Origin of the sequence: Curtobacterium sp. MWU13-2055, assembly GCF_023242305.1 — a bacterium.
GTDB lineage: Bacteria > Actinomycetota > Actinomycetes > Actinomycetales > Microbacteriaceae > Curtobacterium.
This window is the reverse complement of sequence record NZ_JALLIO010000011.1, coordinates 105190-125058: the sequence shown is the minus strand read 5'-3', so window position 1 is coordinate 125058 and position 19869 is coordinate 105190. Positions and strand designations below refer to the sequence as shown.

Below are 19869 nucleotides of genomic sequence, written 5' to 3'. Positions count from 1 at the left end.
ACCGAAGTTCGGCGGCACCCTGTCGCTTTCGCGGGTGAAGACCGGCCAGGTCAGCCGAGCTTGTCCTCGAACTGGGCCGGCAGCTTGTCGAGCGCCCACTCGATCGCAGCGGTGGTGCCCATCGAGAACGCCGACGACACGTCCTTGTCGTCGAAGACGATGTAGTGACCGGCCTCGACCGACGGCACCTTCTGGAACAGCGGGTCAGCCTCGGCCTTCGACGCGTCGACGTAGATCGGCAGGACCAGCGTCAGGTCGGCGTCGAGCAGGTCGAGGTTCTCGTCGGACAGCGTGACGGAGAACGCCTTGCCGGCTTCCTTGTCGATGGCCGACGGGATCGTGAACCCGAGGTTCTTCATGAACGACGAGCGGCTGTCGGTGGAGGCGTACGCGCCGAAGCCCTCGGAGCTGTACGCACCGACGACGGCGGTCTTGCCCTCGAAGTCCGGGTGGGCCTTGCGCGCCGTGGCGTAGGCATCGTCGAGGTCGGAGAGCAGCTTCTTGCCCTCGGACTCCTTGCCGAGCGCCTTGGCGATCATCGTGGTCTGCTGCTCGGTCGAGGCGAGGTAGTTCTCGCCGCCCTTCGGGATCGCGACGGTCGGCGCGATCGCGGACAGCTTGTCGTAGCGGTCCTTGTCACCAGACGACTTCACGTCGAGGATCAGGTCCGGGTTGAGCTTGAGGATGTCCTCGTAGCTCGGCTCGAGCGTCTGGATGATCTTCGGCGACTTCGTGTACGCGTCCTTGAGCCACGGTCCGACGCCGTCGCCACCGAAGGCGAGCCAGTCGCTCGCGCCGACCGGCTGCACGCCGAGCTCGAGCGCGGTCTCGGCGTCACCCCAGCCGAGGGCGACGACGCGCTTCGGCTGCGAGTCGATCGTCGTGGTGCCGAGGCCGGTCGTGATGGACACCGGGAAGGCCCCGTCGGACGAGCCGGACGAAGCCGTGTCGGTGGACGAGCCGGAGCCCGAGGCACAGCCGGCGAGGACAAGGGAGGCTGCGGCGACGGCACCCGCAGCGGCGAGGACACGTCGGAGACGAAGGGATGATCGGATCACGAAGGGTAGCCTAACCTAACGGGGCGTACAGGAAATCAGCTGGATAGGCTGGGTGATCGTGGCCGTCCCAGATCCAGACCGCACGCGCCTCGCGGTGCTCGGCTCCCCCATCGCGCATTCGCTCTCCCCCACGCTCCACGAAGCGGCCTACGACGCGCTCGGGTTGGGGTGGTCGTACGGGAGGCACGAGGTCGCGTCCGGCGGGCTCGACGCGTTCGTCGCGGGGCTGGGTCCCGGATGGCGCGGGCTGAGTCTCACGATGCCGCTCAAGCGCGAGGTGCTGCCGCTCCTCGACCGCACGACCCCGTTGGTCGACGAGCTCGGGGTCGCCAACACGGTGGCGTTCCGCCACGAGGGCGACAGCATCGTCCGCGCGGGCGCGAACACCGACGTCCAGGGGCTCGTCCGTCCGGTCGAGGCCCTCGGGCACCTTCCCGGCGAGGCCACGATCCTCGGCGGCGGGGCGACCGCGGCGAGCGCCCTGACCGCAGCTGTTCGGCTCGGGGCGTCACTCGTGCGGGTGTTCCTGCGCGACACCGCGAAGGCCGGGTCGCTCGTGGAGCTGGCTGTGCGGCTCGGCGTCTCGCTCGAGGTCCTGCCGCTCACCGACCTGCCCGGCACCCGCCACGGGTTCGTCCTGTCGACGCTTCCCGGCGGCGCGGCCGACCCGCTCGAGCTGGTGCCGTCGGGGTCGGACGCCGTGCTGTTCGACGTCGCCTACGAACCGTGGCCGACCGCCGTCGCGTCGCGTTGGGCCAGCGCGGGCGGCCGGGTGCTGAACGGTCTCGACATGCTCACCGAGCAGGCCATCGGCCAGATCCGCTTCTTCCTGACCGGCGACGAGGACGAACTGCTGCCCGACGAGGACGCCGTCCGTCGTGCGATGCGCTCGGCTGTCGGCTTGCCCGCCGTCATCAGCAGCTAGCCGACGACGACACCGGCGACCCGCGGTCAGCCGCGGGACCGCGCCTCGACGTCGAGCAGGGCGACGGACACGTCCCACAGCCGGTCGGCCTGGTCCGGGTCGAGCGCCCAGGGCAGCACGCCGTGCAGGCCGTCCTCGATCCGCTCGACCACCGCTGCTTCGTGGCAGTCCTCGAAGTAGCGGCCGGTGATCCCGTCGAGTTCCGGTGCGGTGGCGAGCAGGACCGAGGTCGCGGCTCCCTGCTCCGGGGTCTTCACGGCGTCGGCGGCGGCGATCTTCGTGGCGGCGAGGACCTCCGGGTCCCAGTGCTTCTGCAGCCCGGTCCAGATCCCGCCGGGCATCAGGGCGTTCGCGGTGATGCCGTCGGCGGCCCACCGTCGGCCGGCAGCGACGGCGAACAGCACGTTGGCGGTCTTCGACTGGCCGTAGGCGAGTCCGGGTTCGTAGGGGCGCCGGCGGAAGAACAGGTCGTCGAACACGACGGGCGAACCGCCGTGGCCGCTCGACGACACCGAGACGATGCGGGCCGAACCCGAAGCTGCCAGGGCGTCGTGCAGCCCGAGCGCGAGGGCGAAGTGCCCGAGGTGGTTCGTCGCGAACTGCGTCTCCCACCCGGCGGGCGTGTACGACTCGGGCGCGTCCATGATGCCGGCGTTGGCGACGAGCACGTCGAGCGGCCCCGACCACGCTGCGGTGAACGCCTCGACGGAGGCCGGGCGGTCCAGGTGCAGTTCGACGACGGCCGGTGCGTCCGTCCCAGTCGACCGGGCGATGTCGTCCGCGACCCGGCGGCCGGCGTCGACGTCCCGCACGGCGAGCGTCACGCGTGCTCCGGCTCCGGCGAGTGCTCGGGCGGTCTCCACCCCGATGCCGGAGGCGGCACCGGTGACGACCGCCGTGCGTCCTGTCAGGTCGAGGCCGTCGACGACCTCGGCGGCCGTGGTCCGGTCGCCGAAGCGGGTGAGATCGCGTGCGGGCATGTCGACTCCTGTCGGCTGGCGTGGTGCGGAGCCGTCAGGCGACGACACCGTCCACGTAGAACCATCGTCCCTGCTCGCGGACGAACGCGCTCGTCTCCTCGAGCGTCCCGCGGTCGTCGTCGGAACGCCACCACGCGCGGAACGCGACCGTGCCCTGGGAGTCGAACGGGCCTCCCGAGGTCGTCGTCAGGATGTCCAACCGGGTCCAGCGCTGCGACGCGTCCAACTCGAGGGCTGCCGGTCGGGTGCGCGGGTGCCAGGTGAGCAACAGGTACTCCGGCAGTCCCAGCGCGAACGCGCTGAAGCGTGAGCGCATCAGGCGCTCCGCGGTCGGCGCGGCCGCACCGCGGTGCAGGGGGCCGCAGCACTCGCCGTAGGGGTTGCCGCTCAGGCAGGGGCAACGCGTCTCGTCGGTGACCACGCCGGAACGCTAGTCGACGATCGACAGCGCGACGGTGATGTTGCCGCGGGTGGCGTTCGAGTACGGGCAGATCTCGTGCGCGCGCTCGGCCAGGCGCTGGCGCTGCTCCTGCGGGGCGGCCGGTGCGTAGACGTCGAGCTCGACCGCCAGGCCGAAGGTGCCGTTGCCGGCGCCGCCGATGCCGACCTCGGCGGAGACCTCGGCGCCGGTGGTGTCGAGGTCGAGTTCCTTGCCCGCGGCGTGCAGTGCACCGAGGAAGCACGCGGCGTACCCGGCGGCGAACAGCTGCTCGGGGTTGGTGCCCTCGCCGCTGCCGCCCATCTCCTTCGGCGGGCGGGTGTCCAGGTCGAGCCGGTCGTCCTCGCTGCGGACGTGCCCGTCGCGGCCGCCTCCGGTGGCGTGGGCGGCTGCGGTGTAGACGATGTCGAGACTCATGGAGCCGAGGTCATCGCGCCCACCTGGACGTGTGCTGCGCGTGCCCGGGGCGCCGGGGCCGGGCGCCCGCGCGTGCCCGCGCCGCCGGGCGTGTCCGCGGCGTGCCGCGGGGTGCCCGCGGCGCACTTCGTGAACTTCGTGAGCAGAAATGGTCGGGCCCCACGAGCGCACTCGACCATTTCTGCTCACGAAGTACCGAGCGCCCGAGCCACGACGCCGCGCGCCCGGGTAGACATGACACGTGTTCAAGATCGGGTGGCAGGTGTACCGGGAGCGACTGCCCGCTCTCGTCAGCGTGCAGCGCCGCCGCCGCATCGTGGTCGTCGGCGTGATCGTGGCCGTCGTCGCGCTGGCGGGACTCGTCGTACTCGGACTGTTCTTCGACGACGGCTCCGTCCCCGTCGCCGCTGCGATCATCGTGGCGGTGCTGTTCGCCTCCGGCATCGGACTCATCGGCACGTGCTTCGTACCGGTCGGGCCGAAGGGCTGGAACGTCCCGCCCATCCCTGGCATCGGCTGGCGTACCCAAGAGGCGATCGCCCGTTACTACCGCCGCAACCCTCCCGCGGTCGACCCGAAGCACCGTGACGCCGTCCTGCACGGCATGCCCGAGACCCGCGACCTGCTGGTCCGGGCAGCGTTCCGCGGGTACCTGCTGCTGGGAGGGTGGGGACTCGCGTTCCTCGCGACCGTGCTGCTCAACGTCTTCACGATCTCGACGAACGACGACATCGTCGGTCTCTCCGCGGTCTGGATCCTCATCCCGGCGACCGGTGCCGTCACCGCCATCGGGGGCATCCGCACCCTCGGCCGTCAGGAGCAGCTGCGCGTCGAGGCCGAAGCCCTCCCGCCCGTCCCACCGGCGCCGCCCGCCCGCGGCCGGACCGGCACCCCGAAGGGCAGCAAGCTCTCGCTGCCGGGCGACTGAGCCGTGTTCGCACTCGGTTGGCGGATCTTCTTCCGGCACGTCGACGACGTGTTGGACCCACGTCGTGTCCGCCGCGCAGCAGCGTGGTCCGGCGCAGCGGCCGTGGTCGCGTTGGTCGGCATGCTCGTCCTGGAGGCCCGGCTCGGCTGGACGGCACAGCCTCCGCTCCGCAGCGTGGCGGCCATCGTGCTGCTGGCGGCCGGCGTGGGCCTGCTCACGTTCGCGTGCTTCTCGACGCGGCGCCCGCCGGACCCTTCGGCGACGATCAACGGGCGGCAGGTGCGGGCCTCGTGGCAGAACTCGGTGCGGACCTCGGTGCAGCCGTACCTGCAGCGGCGACCATGCCCCGTTGCACCCGAGGACCGAGAGGCCGTCCGCACCGACACGGTCCTGCTCCGCCGCGGCCTGATCGGCACGCTCGCCCGCGTCACCCCGCTGCTGGGGGCAGGGGTCGCCGCCGTCGGTGCTGGCCCGTTGCTCGACGTCGCGCCCTGGTGGCCCGTGGTGTCCGTCGCGCTCTACGTCCTCGTGCTGCCCGAGTACGTCGTCCGCCTCGGCCGCTCCGAACGCGCGCAGGTCGCCGCCGAGGCCGCCGAGCCGTTCGAGGTCCCCGCCGGCCCGACTTCGTGAGCAGAAATGGTCGGGTGGCGTGACGGGACCCGACCATTTCTGCTCACGAAGCGGGATACGGGGCACGGGAACGACCCCAGCCGCGCGACTGTCGGGGGCACGGGGCACACTGGGCGCATGTGTGGAAGGTTCGTCGTCTCCGACACCACGGCCGATCTGTTGCCCGAGCTCCTCGGTGAGCTCGCCGACCGGACCGAGCACGTCGACCAGGACACCGGCGTCGTGGGGACCGGCCTGGTGCCGAGCTGGAACGTCGCCCCGACCGACCCCGTGTCCGCGGTGCGCCAGCGGCACGGCGAGCGCGAGCTGCCGCAGATCAGCTGGGGCTTCGTGCCGAGTTGGGCGAAGGACTTCCAGAAGCAGCGCCCGAAGCCGATCAACGCCCGCATCGAGACGGTCGCGACGAGCGGCATGTTCAAGCGGGCCTTCGCGACGAACCGCTGTATCGTGCCGGCGCAGGGCTACTACGAGTGGGTGGTGCGCGAGGACGGCAAGGAGCCGCACTTCGTGCACGAGCCCGGCGGTGCCCTGGCGATGGCCGGGGTCGTGAGTGCCTGGCCGGACCCGACCAAGCCCGAGGGCGACCCGGACAAGTGGCGGCTGTCGCTGGCGATCATCACGCGCGACGCCCACGTGGCCCCGGGTGAGGTGCACGACCGGATGCCGGCGTTCCTGACGCCCGACGGCTACGACGACTGGCTCGGCGGCGAGTTGCCGACCGACGACCTGCTGGCCCTGCTCGACCACGAGTCGCTGACGGTCGCGGCCGGCCTGGAGCAGTACGAGGTCGCCCGTACCGTGAACAGCGTGAAGAACGACGGCCCGCAGCTCATCGAACCGGTGGCGTAGCCAGCGAGACGCCGCCCTACTCGACGCTCGGGCGCACCCACAGTTCGGCGATCTGGGAGTCCCGCGGGGCGTCGATCACGAACCGCACGGCCGAGGCGACGGTGGATGGTTCACTCCGCACCACGTCGGGGTCGGCCGGACCGTACCGATCGCCGGTGTGCGCGAGCGGGGTGTCGGTCGGTCCCGGCGCGACGGTGCTCACCCGGATCCCGTCGGCGCTGACCTGCTGGCGGAGTCCGTCGGTGACGGCCTGCAGCGCGTGCTTCGACGCGGAGTACACGGTGCTGTTCGGCACGGCCCGTCGAGCGGCGCCCGAGCTGATCACGACGACCGACCCGGCGGCCCGGCGCAGGTGTGGCAGGAACACCCGGCTGAGCTCGGCCGGCGCGATGACGTTGGTGGCGAAGGCGCGCTGCCAGTCCTCGGCGCGGGCGTCCTCGACACGCAGGCGTTCGACGATCGCTGCGTTGTGCACCAGGACGTCGAGCTCCGGTACCGAGTCGGCGAAGGCCGGGAACCCGGCGGCGTCGGTCAGGTCGAGCTGCACGGCGGTGACGTGGTCGAGCGCCCCGACCTCGTCGAGCCGCACGCGGTCACGCCCGACGGCGATCACTTCGTGGGTCCGGCGGAGCTCCTCGACGACGGCGCGTCCGATGCCGCTGGTCCCACCGGTCACGATCGCGGTGGGTCGGCCGGGTGCGGTGGGTCGGTCGCTCATCCTCCGAGGCTAGCGAGCGGCGGAGCCGCACCACCCCGCGTGACGGCGTGCGTCGGACGCGACCACGGCAGGAAGACGGGAGGCCCGGATCACGTGCGCCTGTCGGCTGACGTGATCCGGGCCTCCCGGTCGACCGCGGTGGTCACGGACGCGCGCCGCGTCGGATCCCCGGGGTGGCTGCGATGCCCGCCGCGATGCGGCGACGCGTCACGAGCAGCACGCCGGCCAGGAGCAGTGCGATCGCCGCGAGGCCGAGGCCGACGAGGCCGGTCGCACCGGTGAAGGCGAGCTCCGCGGTGTGGACCGCTGCCGCGATGCCGGTCGGGTAGGTGACCGTGATGGTCGCCGTCACCGTCTGGCCGTTGCTGTCCGTCACCGTGTACCCGATGAAGGTGGTGCCGGTGTGGCCCTTCGCCGGGGTGAAGACGACCTTGCCGTCGCGGACGGTCCAGGCGCCCTCGTGGCTGACGACGACGCGGTCGGACTGCTTGCCCGTCTCCGGGTCGATCAGGTGCAGGGTGCCCGTCTCGAAGGTGGCACCGCCCGAGGCGGAGTCGTTGTCGAGCGGGTCGATCGTGACCTGGTGCCCGACGGTCCCGGTGGCGGAGTCGTCCTTCGCGACCGCGGCGGCGACGACCGTCATCGTGGCGGTGGCGGTGGTGGTCTGCCCCGAGGCGTCCGTCACCGTGTAGGTGAAGGTGTCCGTGCCGGTGAAGCCGGCGGCCGGGGTGTAGACGTACGCGCCGGTGGGCTGGACCGTCACCGTGCCGTGGGCCGGCTTGCGGTCCAGCGCTGCGGTGAGGCGGGTGCCCTGGTCGTTGGTGAGCAGACCGTGGGCGGCGTCGCGGGAGATCGGGGTGCCGGCGATGGTGTGGCCGGCGTCCTTCGTCGCGTCGATGCCGACGGTGACGGTGACGGTGGCGTCGACCTGCTGACCCGAGCCGTCCTGTGCCCGGTAGGTCACGGTGTCGGTGCCGGAGAAGCCCTTCGCCGGGGTGTAGACGAACGTGCCGTCCGCGGCGATCGAGACCGTGCCGTGCCCCGCCTTGCCGGAGGTCACGACCGTCAGGTCACTGCCGTGGTCGTTGCCGAGCACGCCGGGGCCGGCGACGGTGATCGACTTGCCGGCCTTCGTGGCTGCCTTGTCGTTCGTCGCCGTCGGGGTGACGGTGATCGTCACGAGGCCGGTCGCGGTGTTGCCGTCGTGGTCGACCGCCGTGTAGGTGAAGGTGTCGATGCCGGACCAGTCGTGCTCCGGCGTGTAGACGTACGAGCCGTCCTTCGCCAGCGCCACGGAGCCGTGTGCCGGCTTGCGGTCGAGCTTCGCCCACAGGTCGGTGCCCTCGTCGTCGGCGAGGACGCCCGTGCCGACGGTCGCGGTCACGGTGCCGTTGGTGGCGGTGCGGCCGGTGTCGGGGGTCGCCATGGTGCCGACCAGGACGGTGACGGTCGCCGTCGTGGTCTGGCCGGAGCCGTCCGTGACGGTGTACGTGAACGTGTCCGTGCCGGAGAAGCCCTTCTTCGGCAGGTAGACGAGCGAGCCGGGCTCGGTGCCCTTGGTCACGGTGCCGTGCGCGGCGTCGCCGTGGCCGGTGACCGTGAGCGTCGTGCCGTGGTCGTTGGCGGTCAGCGTCGTGCCGGCGATGGCCAGCGCGGTGCCGGCGCTGGTGCGCACGGTGTCCGCGACGGCGACGGGCTTGACCGTCACCGTGACGGTCGCCTTCGCCATGCCGCCGGTCGGGTCGGTCACCGTGTAGGTGAACGTGTCCGTGCCGGAGAAGCCGTCGGCCGGCGTGTACGTGACGGTGCCGGTGCCGGTGTTGCCGGTTCCGGCTCCGCCTCCGGTGATCGCGGCCTCGCCGTGACCGGGCTTGGTGACCGCGGTGACGGTGAGCTTCGTGCCGGAGTCGTTGCCCGTGACCACGACGTCGACCGGGGTCGAGGCGGTGGTGGTCGCGGTGTCGGCGACGGCCTTCGGGGCGACGACGATCGTCACGGTGCCGGTGGTCGTGCCGCCGGAGCCGTCGGTGACGGTGTAGTCGAACGAGTCCGGGCCGGAGTAGCCGGGCTTCGGCGTGTAGGTGTACCCGCCGTCCTCGTCGACGACGACGTCACCGTGCGACGGGTCGGTGTTGTCCGTGACGTGCAGGTCGGTGCCGGTGGCGCCGTCGAGCACGCCCTTGTCGGCCGGCACGGTGATGGATCCGTCGGCGTCGGTGGACGTGGAGCCACCCGCCGTGACGGGGGTGACCCGGACGGAGACCGTGCCGGTGTTCGTGAGGCCGTTGCGGTCGGTGACCGTGTACGTGAACTCGTCGGTGCCGGAGAAGCCGGGCTTCGGCGTGTAGGTGACGGTGCCGTCGTCGTTCCGGACTGCGGTGCCGTTCGTGCCGCTCTTGCCGACGGGGATGTCGAGGACGGACAGGCCGGTGCCGTGGTCGTTGCCGGTCAGTTCGGCCGAGGTGACCGTCTTGCTGCCGCCTGCCTTGACCGTGATCTCGTCCGGCTCGGTGCCGGGCTCGACCGTGATGGTCACGACACCCGTGGCCGTCCCGCCGGAGGGGTCCTTCGCCGTGTAGGTGAAGGTGTCCGTGCCCGAGAAGCCGTCCTTCGGGGTGTACGTGTACGACCCGTCCTCCGCCAGCTCGAGGTCGCCGTTCGCGGGCTCGAGGTCGACCGTGGCGGTGAGCTTCGTGCCCTCGTCGTTCGCGAGCACGCCCGTGCGGTCGTCGCCGTCTCCGCCCACGCTCAGCGTGGTGCCGGCGGTGGCGGTCGCGGTGTCCGGGGTGGCCATCGGGCCGACGACGACGGTGATCGTGCCGGTCGTGGTCTGGCCGGAGTCGTCCCGCACCGTGTAGGTGACGGTGTCGGTGCCCGAGAAGCCGGGCTTCGGCGTGTACGTGATCACGCCGGTGGTCGGGTCGATCGTGACGTCGCCGTGCGTCGTGCCGTCGGCGTCCGGCACGGCGGCCGCGTCGGTGACGGTCAGCTTCGTTCCCTTGTCGTTGCCGGTGAGCGTCTCCGGCGCGATGGTCAGCGTCTCGCCGGACTTCGTCGACACGGTGTCGCCGTTCGCGACCGGCTGGACGGTGACGGTGACCGTCGCCGGGCTGGTGGTGACCTTCGAGCCGTCGGTCACGGTGTAGGTGAACGAGTCGGTGCCGGAGAAGTCACCCGTCGGCGTGTACTCGATGGTGCCGTCCTCGGCCACCACGGCGGTGCCGTTCGCCGGACCGGTGACGATCGTGGTGACCAGGTCCGAGCCGCGGTCGTTGTGCTGCACGTCGACGTTCACCGGGGTGCCGGCGCTCGTCGTCGTGGTGTCGTTCGCGATCGTCGGGTTGACCGTGATGGTCACCGTGGCGGTCGTCGGCGCACCGGCGGTGTCCGTCGCGGTGTACCGGAACGAGTCCGTGCCCGAGAAGCCGTCGGCCGGCGTGTAGGTGATCGCACCGGTCGCCTTGTCGAGGGTGAGCTCGCCGTGCGCGGGCTTCGTGTTCGACGAGATCGTCAGGCCGGTGCCGAGGTCGTTGCCCAGGACGCCGGTGGCGCGGGTGTCGGCGGTGTAGGTGGTGCCGGCGGCGACGCGGACGGTGTCGTCCTTCGCCAGCGGGGCGACGTTCACGGTCACGGTCACGGTGTCGGTCCCCCCGGTGCCGTCGGTGACGGTGTACGTGAAGGAGTCGGGGCCGGAGTAGCCGGTCGTGGGCGTGTAGGTGTAGCTGCCGTCCTTCGCGACGACGACGTCACCGTGAGCGGGCTTGGTGTTGCCGGTGACCGTCAGGTCCGAGCCGAGGTCGTTGGCGAGCAGGCCGGGGGCGGTGCCGGGGGTGCCGGTGCCGGGGGTGCCGGTGCCGGGGGTGCCGCTTCCGGGGGTGCCGCTTCCGCTGATCGGCGAGCCGGCCGTCGCCGTGACGGTGTCGGCGACCGCGGTCGGCAGCACCGTGATGGTGACCGTGCCGCTGATCGGCGCGCCGTCGCCGTCCTTCGCCGTGTAGGTGAAGGAGTCCGGGCCGGAGTAACCGGCGGTCGGGGTGTACGAGTACGAGCCGTCCTTCTCGACGGTCAGGTCACCGTGGGCGGGCTTCGTGTTGCCCGTGACCGTCAGGCCGGTGCCGTGGTCGTTCGCGAGCAGACCCGTCTTGGCGTCCGCAGTCGCGGTCTGGCCGGCGTGCACACTGAACGCGTCGTCGGTGCCCGCCGGGGCGACGGTGATCGTCACCGTGCTGGTCGACGTCTGGCCGGAGGAGTCCTTCGCCGTGTACTGGAAGGTGTCCGTGCCCGAGAAGCCGTCGGCCGGCGTGTACGTGTACGAGCCGTCGGAGGCCACGGTCGCGGTGCCGTGGGCGGGCGTGGTGTTCGACACGACGGACAGGCCGGTGCCGCTGTCGTTCGCCAAGACGCCCTTCGCGGGCACGGTGAGCTTCGTGCCGTTCGGCGTGTTGCCGGTGTCCGAGGTCGTGGTGACGTGCACGGCCTTGAGCGTGTTGGTGAACGTCACCATGACGTCGGTGCCGTCGGCGGTCGTGGCTGCGGGGAACGTGAAGGTGCCGGTGTTCCCGGTGCCCGTCGCGATGACCGCATTGGTCCCCTGGTCGACGGCCTTCCACGACGTGTCGTAGTTCGCCATGTCCGTGGTGCCGTCGGCGGTCTGCGTGACCGTGTAGTCCTTGTTCGGCGTGGTCAGAACCGCGCCTGCCTTCTGTGCCTGGACGCCCGTGGCGCTGCCGCTCGTGGTGCCGGTCGTGCCGTCGTTCGGGGTGATGCCGCCGCCGGTGATCGACAGCTTGAACTGGTCACCGCTGTTCCAGCGCTTGTCGACGCTCGACTCACCAGTGACGGTGTCGGCGTAGTTGCAGCTGGCCAGGTCGCTGGCTGCGTAGTCACCGACGATGCGGAAGTTGCGGACTTCCTTGCCCGACGTCGGGTCCAGCTGGTAGAGCGTGGTCGTTGCCGCACCGGCGCGGCTCGTGACGGTGTTCGACACGTACAGGTACCCGTCGGACGAGAACGCGATGCCGGGGCTGTTGGTAGTCGTCGGCAGGGTGACGATCTCGGTGGCCGTCATCGCCGTGGTCCCCAACGTCGTCGGGACCTCGTTCGTGTTCACGCGGTACACGTGGTTCGCCGCGACGACGAACATCAGTCCGCGCGAGCTGAACGCGAAGTCGCCGTTGCCAGCGGCCAGCCCCTTGATCTGTCCGACCTGGCCCAGGTACTTGGCCGACGTGGTGTCGGTGGCCGGCACGTACGCCCCGAGCCAGCCGTCGTTGTCGCCATCGCCGTAGTAGTAGATGCCCGTCGCTGGGTTCACGGCGCCACGGATCACGGACCGCGTCGTGTCAGTCGTGACGGAGTCGCTGGCGACGCCCGTCTTCGGGTCGTACTGACGAAGGGTCGGAGTCCCGCCGTTCGCCGCGGCGAACATCGAAACGCCTTCGCGCGAGATGCCGAGACCGTTGTTCGCTTCGGCTCCGAGGGTGACGAGCTCCTTGGTCGTGCCTTTGGCGTCGCCTTCACTGATGTCAACTGCCACGACTTTGCCCGACCGGTCGATCGCGTACAGCGTGTTCTGCGGGTAGCAGACCAGCGCACCGTTCTGAGTCGCATCCACAGCGGAGGCCGGCTCAGCGGCGATAACCGCCGTGGTCATCGAGAGACCGGCGCCGACGAGCAGCGCGGCACCGAACATGGCGACGGTACGTACGCCGAAACGGCGTCGAGGCACAGCGGTGCCCTGGTTTCCAGGCAGCATGATCACTTTCGGGTCGAGACGATGCGGGCGCCTGATCAACGGCCGTCGGTTCAGGGAGAAGGGTCGTTGGCGCCGGGTCGATACTGGCAGGTCTCGATACCGAAGTGGGGACAGGACGGGTCCCCAATAGGGGGGACCACTCGTTGTGGGGGTAGGTAGGTTCGCCATCTCGGGAATGGGCAACCCACCGCCGTTAGGTGCGGTCACCGAACAACGCCGGGCCACGAGAGGTGGATGAACCCCCAACAAAGGGGTGAGCATGCTCACGAATTGATCACGACGTCGGTTTCGTGGGATCCATGTGGCAGCATGAGTGGGACTCAGCTGTGGACGCCGGTGATTGCCGTGCCCGCTGACTCATCGTTGCGGCTCCCGCCGCCGTCCACGCCATGCTGTCGAAGGGGAATCAATGGAGTTGCGCGACTACATCCGGATCGTCCGAAAGGGTTGGATCCTCATCGTCGCGGTCACGCTCGTTGGGGTCGCCATCGGAGCGCTCGCCTCGCTGCTGGCCACCCCGAAGTACGAGGCTTCGACGCAGCTCTTTGTGTCGGTGCAGTCCTCTGACAGCACGACGACCAACGACCTCGTGCAGGGTTCCAGCGCCGCCCAGCAGAAGGTGAAGTCGTACGTTGACGTCGTCACAAGCTCCAGCGTCCTGAAGCCCGTGATCGCATCGCTCGGACTCGACGTCACGCCGGCCGAACTCGCCGACCAGATCACCGCCGAATCACCGACGAACACCGTGCTCATGAACATCACCGTTCAGGACACGACGTCGAAGCAGGCCGCTGCGATCGCGAACGAGGTCGGTTTGAGCTTCACCGAGATCGTCGTCAACAAGCTCGAGAGCCCCAGCGACGGCGGACCGAGCCTCGTCAAGATCGAGACGATCGAGCCCGCGATCCCGCCGACCGGTCCATCCTCGCCGCGCACCACGCTCAACATCGCACTGGGCCTGTTTGTGGGGCTCGCCCTCGGCGTGGGCATCGCGGTACTACGTTCCACCCTCGACACCCGGATCCACGGCACGCACGACGTCGAGTCGCTGACCACGGCACCCGTCCTCGGCGGCATCGGCTTCAACCCGGAGGCCAAGGAGCGCCCGCTGATCGTGAGCACCGACCCACGCAGCCCGCGGGCAGAGGCGTTCCGCTCGCTCCGCACCAACCTGCAGTTCGTGAACCTCGACTCAGAGCAGCGGTGCTTCGTCATGACGTCGTCCCTGCCGGGTGAGGGCAAGACGACCACGACCGCCAACCTTGCGATCGCGCTCTCGGAGACCGGCGCGTCCGTCGTCGTCGTCGACGGGGATCTCCGCCTCCCCCGGCTCGCCGATACCATGGGTCTCGAAGGGGTCGTCGGGCTCACCGACGTCCTCATCGGGCGGGCCGACCTCGAAGACGTGCTTCAACCTTGGGGCCGTGGATCCCTCTACGTGCTGCCCGCTGGCCGGATCCCCCCGAATCCGAGCGAGCTGCTCGGATCACGGGCGATGGTCACCGTCATCGAGTCCCTCTCCAAGTCGTTCGACTACGTCCTCATCGACGCACCGCCACTGCTCCCGGTGACCGACGCAGCCGTGATCTCGAAGTACACGGGCGGAGCGATCGTCGTCGCGGCAGCAGGCCGCACACGGAAGAACGAGTTCACCGGCGCCGTCCGCAACCTCGAGAACATCGGCAGCACGATGCTCGGGGTGGTCCTCACCATGACGCCGAACAAGGGCCCGGACGCCTACGGCTACGGCAACTACGGCGCGTACTACGGCAAGAACGAAGAACACCTCGAGTTCGGCGACAGCCTCCGACAAGACCAGCCCCGACCGGTCGCAGCCAGGAACCGTTGACCGTGGCGCTCCGACCCGAACCGCAGCCCACATTCACGATTCTCACCGTCTGCACCGGCAACATCTGCCGATCGCCGCTCGCTGAGCAATACCTCCGCGCCGGCCTCGCCGGGCTCGACCACGTCGAATTAGGCAGCGCCGGAACGATGGCCTCTGACGGCGACCGGATGCCCACCCAGGCACAGTCCCTGAGCCGGGCCTACGGCGGCGTGCCAGACGCCCACCGCGCACGTTTCCTCTTCGAGTCCCATGTCTCAGGCGCCGATCTCGTCCTCGCCATGGCCCGCGAGCACCGACGCGCTGTCGTCGCCATGCACCCTCGTGCCAGCCGGTACACGTTCACACTTCGCGAGTTCGCCCGACTCGCAGGGGGTCTGACCGACGAGGACCTCTTCGAGGTTGCCCGCATGCCGCAGACCGCGAGCGCCGACCGACTCCGTGCGGTCGTGGCCCTCGTCGCCGCGCGACGCGGGTTCGTTCCGAACGCGAGTGACCCGGTCCACGACGACGTCGTCGACCCCTACCGCCGATCGGACAGCGTGTACGAGGCCAGCGCGCAACAGCTCGTGCCGGCCGCGGACATCGTCATACGCGCACTCGGTCGCGCCGTGAACATCTCCGTGGAGGCCGCTCGATGAAGCAGTCCCGAGGCGCGGGCCACACCGAACGGTTCCGCCGCGCCCGCTCACGGAAGAGCCGGCGTCCTCTCGCCATCGCCGGTATCGCCGTGTTCCTGGCCGTCGACGCCGTCCTCGTCGGGTACGCCGTGGTCAACGGCCGTGGCGCTGCCACCGACAACGCCGACGCAGCCGTCGCCGTCGGCACGCCAAGCGCCACCCCGTCGGCTACGCCGTCCGCCACCGCCTCCGCCTCCGCCTCCGCCTCCGGCACACCGTCCGCCGACCCCACAGCACCACACCGCGCGAAGCGGTTCATCAGCGCCGTGTCCGACACCATCGCCTGGCGCGGATCGGCCGGCACCTGTACTCCCGGTGACGCTGGGCAAGCTGCGGTCGAGCTCTCCACTGACTCCGGGGCGAACTGGACGCAGCACGAGGTACCCGGTCTGAGCTCGATCAGTCGGATCTCCGCGACGAGCGCCGACCAGCTGTTCGTCGTCGGCCAGCGCGCTGACACGTGCAAGCTCACCCTCGCGGTCACCTATTCAGGTGGCGCGAGCTTCGCCGACCGTGCAGAGGACCTGACCTCAGCCTGGTACGTCGACCCCGCCGACACGTCGCGGGTGCACACCCCGAGCGACGCTCGGGAATCACCCTGCGCTGACGTCCTGGAGCTCGGCGTCGAGTCCCCCACGACGGCATCGGTCCGCTGCGCGGACGGATTGCTCGTGTCCACGCAAGACGGCGGCGCCGCGTGGGCACCGCGGGGCGGCGTAGAGGCAGTCCTCGCGTTGTCAAGTGACGGCGCGATCGCCCTCAGTGGCGACGGTGCGCGCTGTGCGGTCGTCGAGATCGCGTCTAATGCTCCACTCGGGGACTCCATGGACGCATGTGACGACGTCGCGCTCGCGAGTTCGGACGCGGCTGCCTGGGTCTGGAGTGGCGACACGGTCACGACGCTGGCGCGCACATCCGCGCTCGGATGACATGACACGAACGTCCCGATGCGTGGAAGATGAACCATGGCTCAGAGGATGGCTCACCATCGAGATACGCGCCCAGCACGTCGGGTCACGTCCTTCCTGACGTCGGTCCTCGTCGTGGGGCTGTTGTCCACGTTGGCATCCCCGATCGTGCCCGCGAGCGGCGCCACGTCGGGTGCTGGCGAGGCCTTCGCGTCATCCACAGCTTGGAAAACTTCGCTCGGCACGGCCAAGCTCAGTGATGTGCGCCCGTCGCCCGATGGCAACGGTGCGCTAGAAGTGCATTACACAGTCGGACCCAACGTCGAGATCGGATATGCGGACACCACTGCGCCAGCCGATTTCGGGTCAGCACCCCTAACCGGAGTCCGGGTGTCCTACCAGGGCGACGGAACCTACAACACGCTCTACGTCAAGCTCGAAGACGCGGCCGGAGAACACTTCTACTACCGAGTGGGAAACCTGGATAGCACCGGGTGGCGCACGACCGACGTGACTTTCTCTGGCGGTCAGGTCAGCGGCGACGAAGCAGATGGCGTACTCGACGGTCGCATCGACCTGTACCGGCTTGTGGTGGCGCGAAACGGTACCCAGCCGACGTCCGGCACGGTAACGGTCGACGCTGTCACGCCGATCCGGAGCGGGTGGAGCCAACCGACTTCAGCGAACCGGACCTTCGATCCGAACGCAAGCGAGTCCAACGACTTCAGCATCACTGCGAGCGGCGCTGGCGACTACTCCCTCGTCCTCACGGACCCCGAAGGCAAATCGCGGACACTGACAGATACGGTCACTTCCGCGGGCACCAGAACGGTCGTCTGGGACGGCCGTGCCGACGATCGGACCGTCATGGCAGGTCTCGTCGACGCTGTCTTCCGTCACGACTCGACCCCTGACGGCAGACTCGGTTCGGATGCCGTGGCCTCCGGACTTCGAGCGATCGTCGACGTATCGATCACAGATGCTCGTTCAGTCCAACTGCTCAGCTTCGATGACGATGCCGAGGCTTGGGCCGCCACCACAGGGAGCATCTCCCCAGCACGGACGACCGACGCGGTCCAGGGTGCGGCGGCGCTGCGGATGACCTACGACCTGAGCAGCGTCTCCACGGCTGAACTCGGCCGATCGCGATCGGGAGCCGATGCCTCGCCCGACTCGTACGCCACGCTCACCCTGGCGTACCGCGGAGATGGGTCTCTCAACACACTGAACCTCCGGCTGCGCGACTCGACCGGCAAGGAAGCCCAGTACCGAGTGGGAGATCTGCGATCACGCGTGTGGAGAACGGCCGTCATCGACCTGTCGCAGCCGGTTTCGATCGAAGACGGGGACGCATCCGCCGTGCTCTCCGGTCCGATCAGTTTCCACCGCCTCGGCATCACGCGGAGCTCCGGTCAACCCGCCACCGGCGCGGTCCTCGTCGATGACCTACGCCTGCGGGCTCAAGGCTGGGGGCACCTCTCCGCCACGGGCTCCGTGAATCGCCAGACTGGAGGGACCCTCCAGCTCGGGTTCAACTCGTCCGTGGTTGGCGACTACGCCCTCACACTGTCAGACAGCGCGGGGCACGTCCGGACCTTGACGGGCACGGCGCGGTCCGGCGAGACGATCGTTCCATGGGACGGCCGTGCGGACGACGGCACGTATCTGGCCGGTGTCGTCTCTGGATCACTCCGCATCGACGACCGGCAGGACGGGAAGGTCGCACCGGATGTCGTTCCGATGACCGTTCCCTACCTGACCGCGGTCACGGCTCGCGATGGAACGGATACCCCCAGCTCGGTCATCGGCGTGAACAGTTTCATGACGACCGCCACCACGCTCAAGCAGGCTGATGACGACGCTGCCGCCATGGAGCGTCTCCACGTCGCCACCACGCGCGAGGAGTTCAACTGGGCACTCATCGAGCCGAAACAGAAGTCGTTCGACTGGGTCAAGACCGATCGCGCGGTGGCCGTGGCTGAGGGACGCGGCGTGAGCGTCGTCGGCAAGCTCTTTTACACCGCTCCGTGGGCTTCCTCTGCCCCTCAGGGAACGCCGGCGAGCAGCGCACGCTACTATCCGCCGAAGGACATGTCCGCCTTCGCCGCGTTCGCCACAGCGGCCGCAGAGCGCTACCGCGGGAAGGTCCACAACTGGGAGATCTGGAACGAGCCGGATCTCGACCGGTACTGGTTGCCCGCTGCGAGTCCGAGCCAGTACGCAGCGATGCTCCAGGCCACGTCCGCGGCAATCAAGCGGGTGGATCCATCCGCCAGGGTCCTCATCGGCGGCTTGTCGGGCTTCGACCAGGCCTACCTCGACGCGGTGACCTCGGCCGGAGCGTTGGGAAGCTTCGACGACCTCGCGATCCACACCTACGTCGAGGGTGGACCGGAGTCCGCGGTGATGGGTTCGTGGCTCGGGGGCGCACGCGCGTGGATCGAGCGCACCAAGCCGACCGCGAAGCTCTGGGTCACCGAGGCGGGGTGGTCGACTTGCGGTTGCACCAGCGGCGTCACACCTGCGCTTCAAGCTGAGTACCTTCCGCGCCTCTACTTGACGGCCCTGGCGTACGGAGTGCAGGGCGTGCAGTGGTTCAGCCTGCGTGATCACGGGAACACGGCGAGCAGGGACGACAACTACGGCCTTATCACCACCGCCGGCGCACTCAAGCCGGCCTACGAATCCATGCGACAGGTCGGCGCTGCCCTCGACTCGATGTCCTACGTCGGGAGCGCGGCGCCTACCAATGGAGATGAGACCGTCGTTGACGACCTCGCCGTGACCACCGGGGTTCAGACGTACGCGCCATCGGGGGCATCGTTGACGGCGAAGGCGACGACGACTCGGTTGGGCGGCGTCGGCGGGTTGTCTGTGAACTACTCCCTGCCGATCGGCTCGGCCGCGGAAATCCGTGTGAACGACCCCGTCGCCGGAAGCCCCGGCGCCCTGTCACTCTGGGCGTATGGGGACGCGAGCGCGAATGCGCTCTCGTTGCGTCTGCAGGATGCCGAGGGAGAGTTGATCCAGGCGAAGGTCGGACAGTTGTCGTCGCGCGCGTGGTCGCGACACACGTTCTACCTGGACGGCGGGAACCCGAACCTGACCTTCTCGGGCGGGAACGGCAAGGTCGACTACCCGGTACGCGTGCGCGCCATTCAGATCGCACGACCGCTGGGAGGACAGGGGTATGGACAGATCTTCGTCGACGACCTCACCGCACACTACGGGAAGGTCACCCGAGGGGCGACGCTGGTCGGTCGGAACTTCAACGAGCAGGCGCTCTACAGCTTGTTGCCGTCCAGCGCGCCCACCGCAGCGACCGTCGCGCGTCAGCCGAGCTACCTGCAGACGGGAGACGACTACTCGACGCTTCCGTCAGCATCCGACCAGAGCGTGAACGTCGCGCTGACGTCACGGCCGAAGTACGTGGTGAACACCGTAGACGCGGTCTTCGACGCCACTCGGAACAGCGCTCGGTTGCGGTGGGTGTCGGGCGACCGCTCGCGGGTGACGATCCAGATCGTCAACGCCGCCGGGAAGGTGGTCCGCACCCTCGCGACGAACCAGGCGTACACGAGCGGGGCGCACATACTGGACTGGGATCTGAAAAACTCCTCGGCCGCCCGGGTCGCGCCAGGCTCCTACGCATTCAAGATCACTGCCGACGCCGTGACCGGTCAGCCATTCTGGGTCGGGCGCTCATTCCTCGTCCGGTGACCACGACCACGCGGAG

General features: G+C 69.6%; 14 protein-coding genes. 8 read left to right on the top strand and 6 right to left on the bottom strand.

Annotated elements, in window-relative coordinates; genetic code table 11:
- Positions 1 to 50 precede the first annotated feature (50 nt).
- Entirely contained in the window at positions 51 to 1058 is a 1008-nt protein-coding gene (locus M4960_RS18150) for an iron-siderophore ABC transporter substrate-binding protein (protein ID WP_123293627.1), read from the bottom strand.
- 58 nt (positions 1059 to 1116) lie between these two features.
- Here M4960_RS18150 and M4960_RS18145 point away from each other — a divergent pair, with 58 nt between their 5' ends.
- The gene (locus M4960_RS18145) at positions 1117 to 1983 is read left to right on the top strand and encodes a shikimate dehydrogenase (RefSeq protein ID WP_248705011.1); all 867 of its coding nucleotides are present in this window, start codon (positions 1117 to 1119) and stop codon (positions 1981 to 1983) included.
- 26 nt (positions 1984 to 2009) lie between these two features.
- Here M4960_RS18145 and M4960_RS18140 read toward each other — a convergent pair whose 3' ends face one another.
- Genes M4960_RS18140 through M4960_RS18130 form a run of 3 tightly spaced genes read right to left on the bottom strand, consistent with a single transcriptional unit; the run spans position 2010 to position 3819 of the window.
- A complete protein-coding gene (locus M4960_RS18140) occupies positions 2010 to 2963 on the bottom strand; it encodes an SDR family NAD(P)-dependent oxidoreductase (RefSeq protein WP_248705010.1) in 954 nt (317 codons plus the stop codon).
- A gap of 34 nt (positions 2964 to 2997) precedes the next feature.
- A complete protein-coding gene (locus M4960_RS18135; protein WP_248705009.1) occupies positions 2998 to 3384 on the bottom strand; it encodes a YchJ family protein in 387 nt (128 codons plus the stop codon).
- Between the two features lie 9 nt (positions 3385 to 3393).
- The gene (locus tag M4960_RS18130; protein WP_123293624.1) at positions 3394 to 3819 is read right to left on the bottom strand and encodes an organic hydroperoxide resistance protein; all 426 of its coding nucleotides are present in this window, start codon (positions 3817 to 3819) and stop codon (positions 3394 to 3396) included.
- 241 nt (positions 3820 to 4060) lie between these two features.
- Between M4960_RS18130 and M4960_RS18125 the strand changes: the two genes are divergently transcribed.
- The 3 genes from M4960_RS18125 to M4960_RS18115 all read left to right on the top strand — a co-directional run bounded on the left by M4960_RS18125 (position 4061) and on the right by M4960_RS18115 (position 6226).
- On the top strand, positions 4061 to 4747 hold the full coding sequence (locus tag M4960_RS18125; protein WP_248705008.1) for a hypothetical protein: 687 nt from the start codon (positions 4061 to 4063) through the stop codon (positions 4745 to 4747).
- Between the two features lie 3 nt (positions 4748 to 4750).
- Complete coding sequence (locus tag M4960_RS18120) at positions 4751 to 5377, top strand: hypothetical protein (protein WP_248705007.1); 627 nt, start codon at positions 4751 to 4753, stop codon at positions 5375 to 5377.
- Between the two features lie 117 nt (positions 5378 to 5494).
- Positions 5495 to 6226 (top strand): SOS response-associated peptidase, encoded by a 732-nt coding sequence (locus M4960_RS18115; protein WP_134195701.1) that lies wholly within the window; start codon positions 5495 to 5497, stop codon positions 6224 to 6226.
- A gap of 16 nt (positions 6227 to 6242) precedes the next feature.
- Here M4960_RS18115 and M4960_RS18110 read toward each other — a convergent pair whose 3' ends face one another.
- Both M4960_RS18110 and M4960_RS18105 read right to left on the bottom strand, forming a co-directional pair.
- Positions 6243 to 6944: an SDR family oxidoreductase gene (locus M4960_RS18110; RefSeq protein ID WP_111086110.1), complete on the bottom strand. Its 702-nt coding sequence runs from the start codon at positions 6942 to 6944 to the stop codon at positions 6243 to 6245.
- A gap of 142 nt (positions 6945 to 7086) precedes the next feature.
- Complete coding sequence (locus M4960_RS18105) at positions 7087 to 12636, bottom strand: S-layer family protein (protein ID WP_248705006.1); 5550 nt, start codon at positions 12634 to 12636, stop codon at positions 7087 to 7089.
- A 472-nt stretch (positions 12637 to 13108) separates the two neighbouring features.
- On the opposite strand from M4960_RS18105, the gene M4960_RS18100 reads away from it, so the two are divergent.
- The 4 genes from M4960_RS18100 (at position 13109) to M4960_RS18085 (ending at position 19853) form a co-directional block, all read left to right on the top strand.
- The gene (locus M4960_RS18100) at positions 13109 to 14548 is read left to right on the top strand and encodes a polysaccharide biosynthesis tyrosine autokinase (RefSeq protein ID WP_248705005.1); all 1440 of its coding nucleotides are present in this window, start codon (positions 13109 to 13111) and stop codon (positions 14546 to 14548) included.
- Between the two features lie 2 nt (positions 14549 to 14550).
- Positions 14551 to 15186, top strand: coding sequence for a low molecular weight phosphatase family protein (locus M4960_RS18095; protein ID WP_248705004.1), 636 nt, complete (start codon positions 14551 to 14553; stop codon positions 15184 to 15186).
- Positions 15183 to 16154, top strand: a complete 972-nt coding sequence (locus M4960_RS18090; protein WP_248705003.1) for a hypothetical protein — start codon at positions 15183 to 15185, stop codon at positions 16152 to 16154. Before M4960_RS18095 ends, M4960_RS18090 begins: the two co-directional genes overlap by 4 nt.
- Positions 16155 to 16268: 114 nt before the next feature.
- On the top strand, positions 16269 to 19853 hold the full coding sequence (locus M4960_RS18085; RefSeq protein WP_248705002.1) for a FlgD immunoglobulin-like domain containing protein: 3585 nt from the start codon (positions 16269 to 16271) through the stop codon (positions 19851 to 19853).
- The last annotated feature ends 16 nt before the right edge of the window (positions 19854 to 19869 follow it).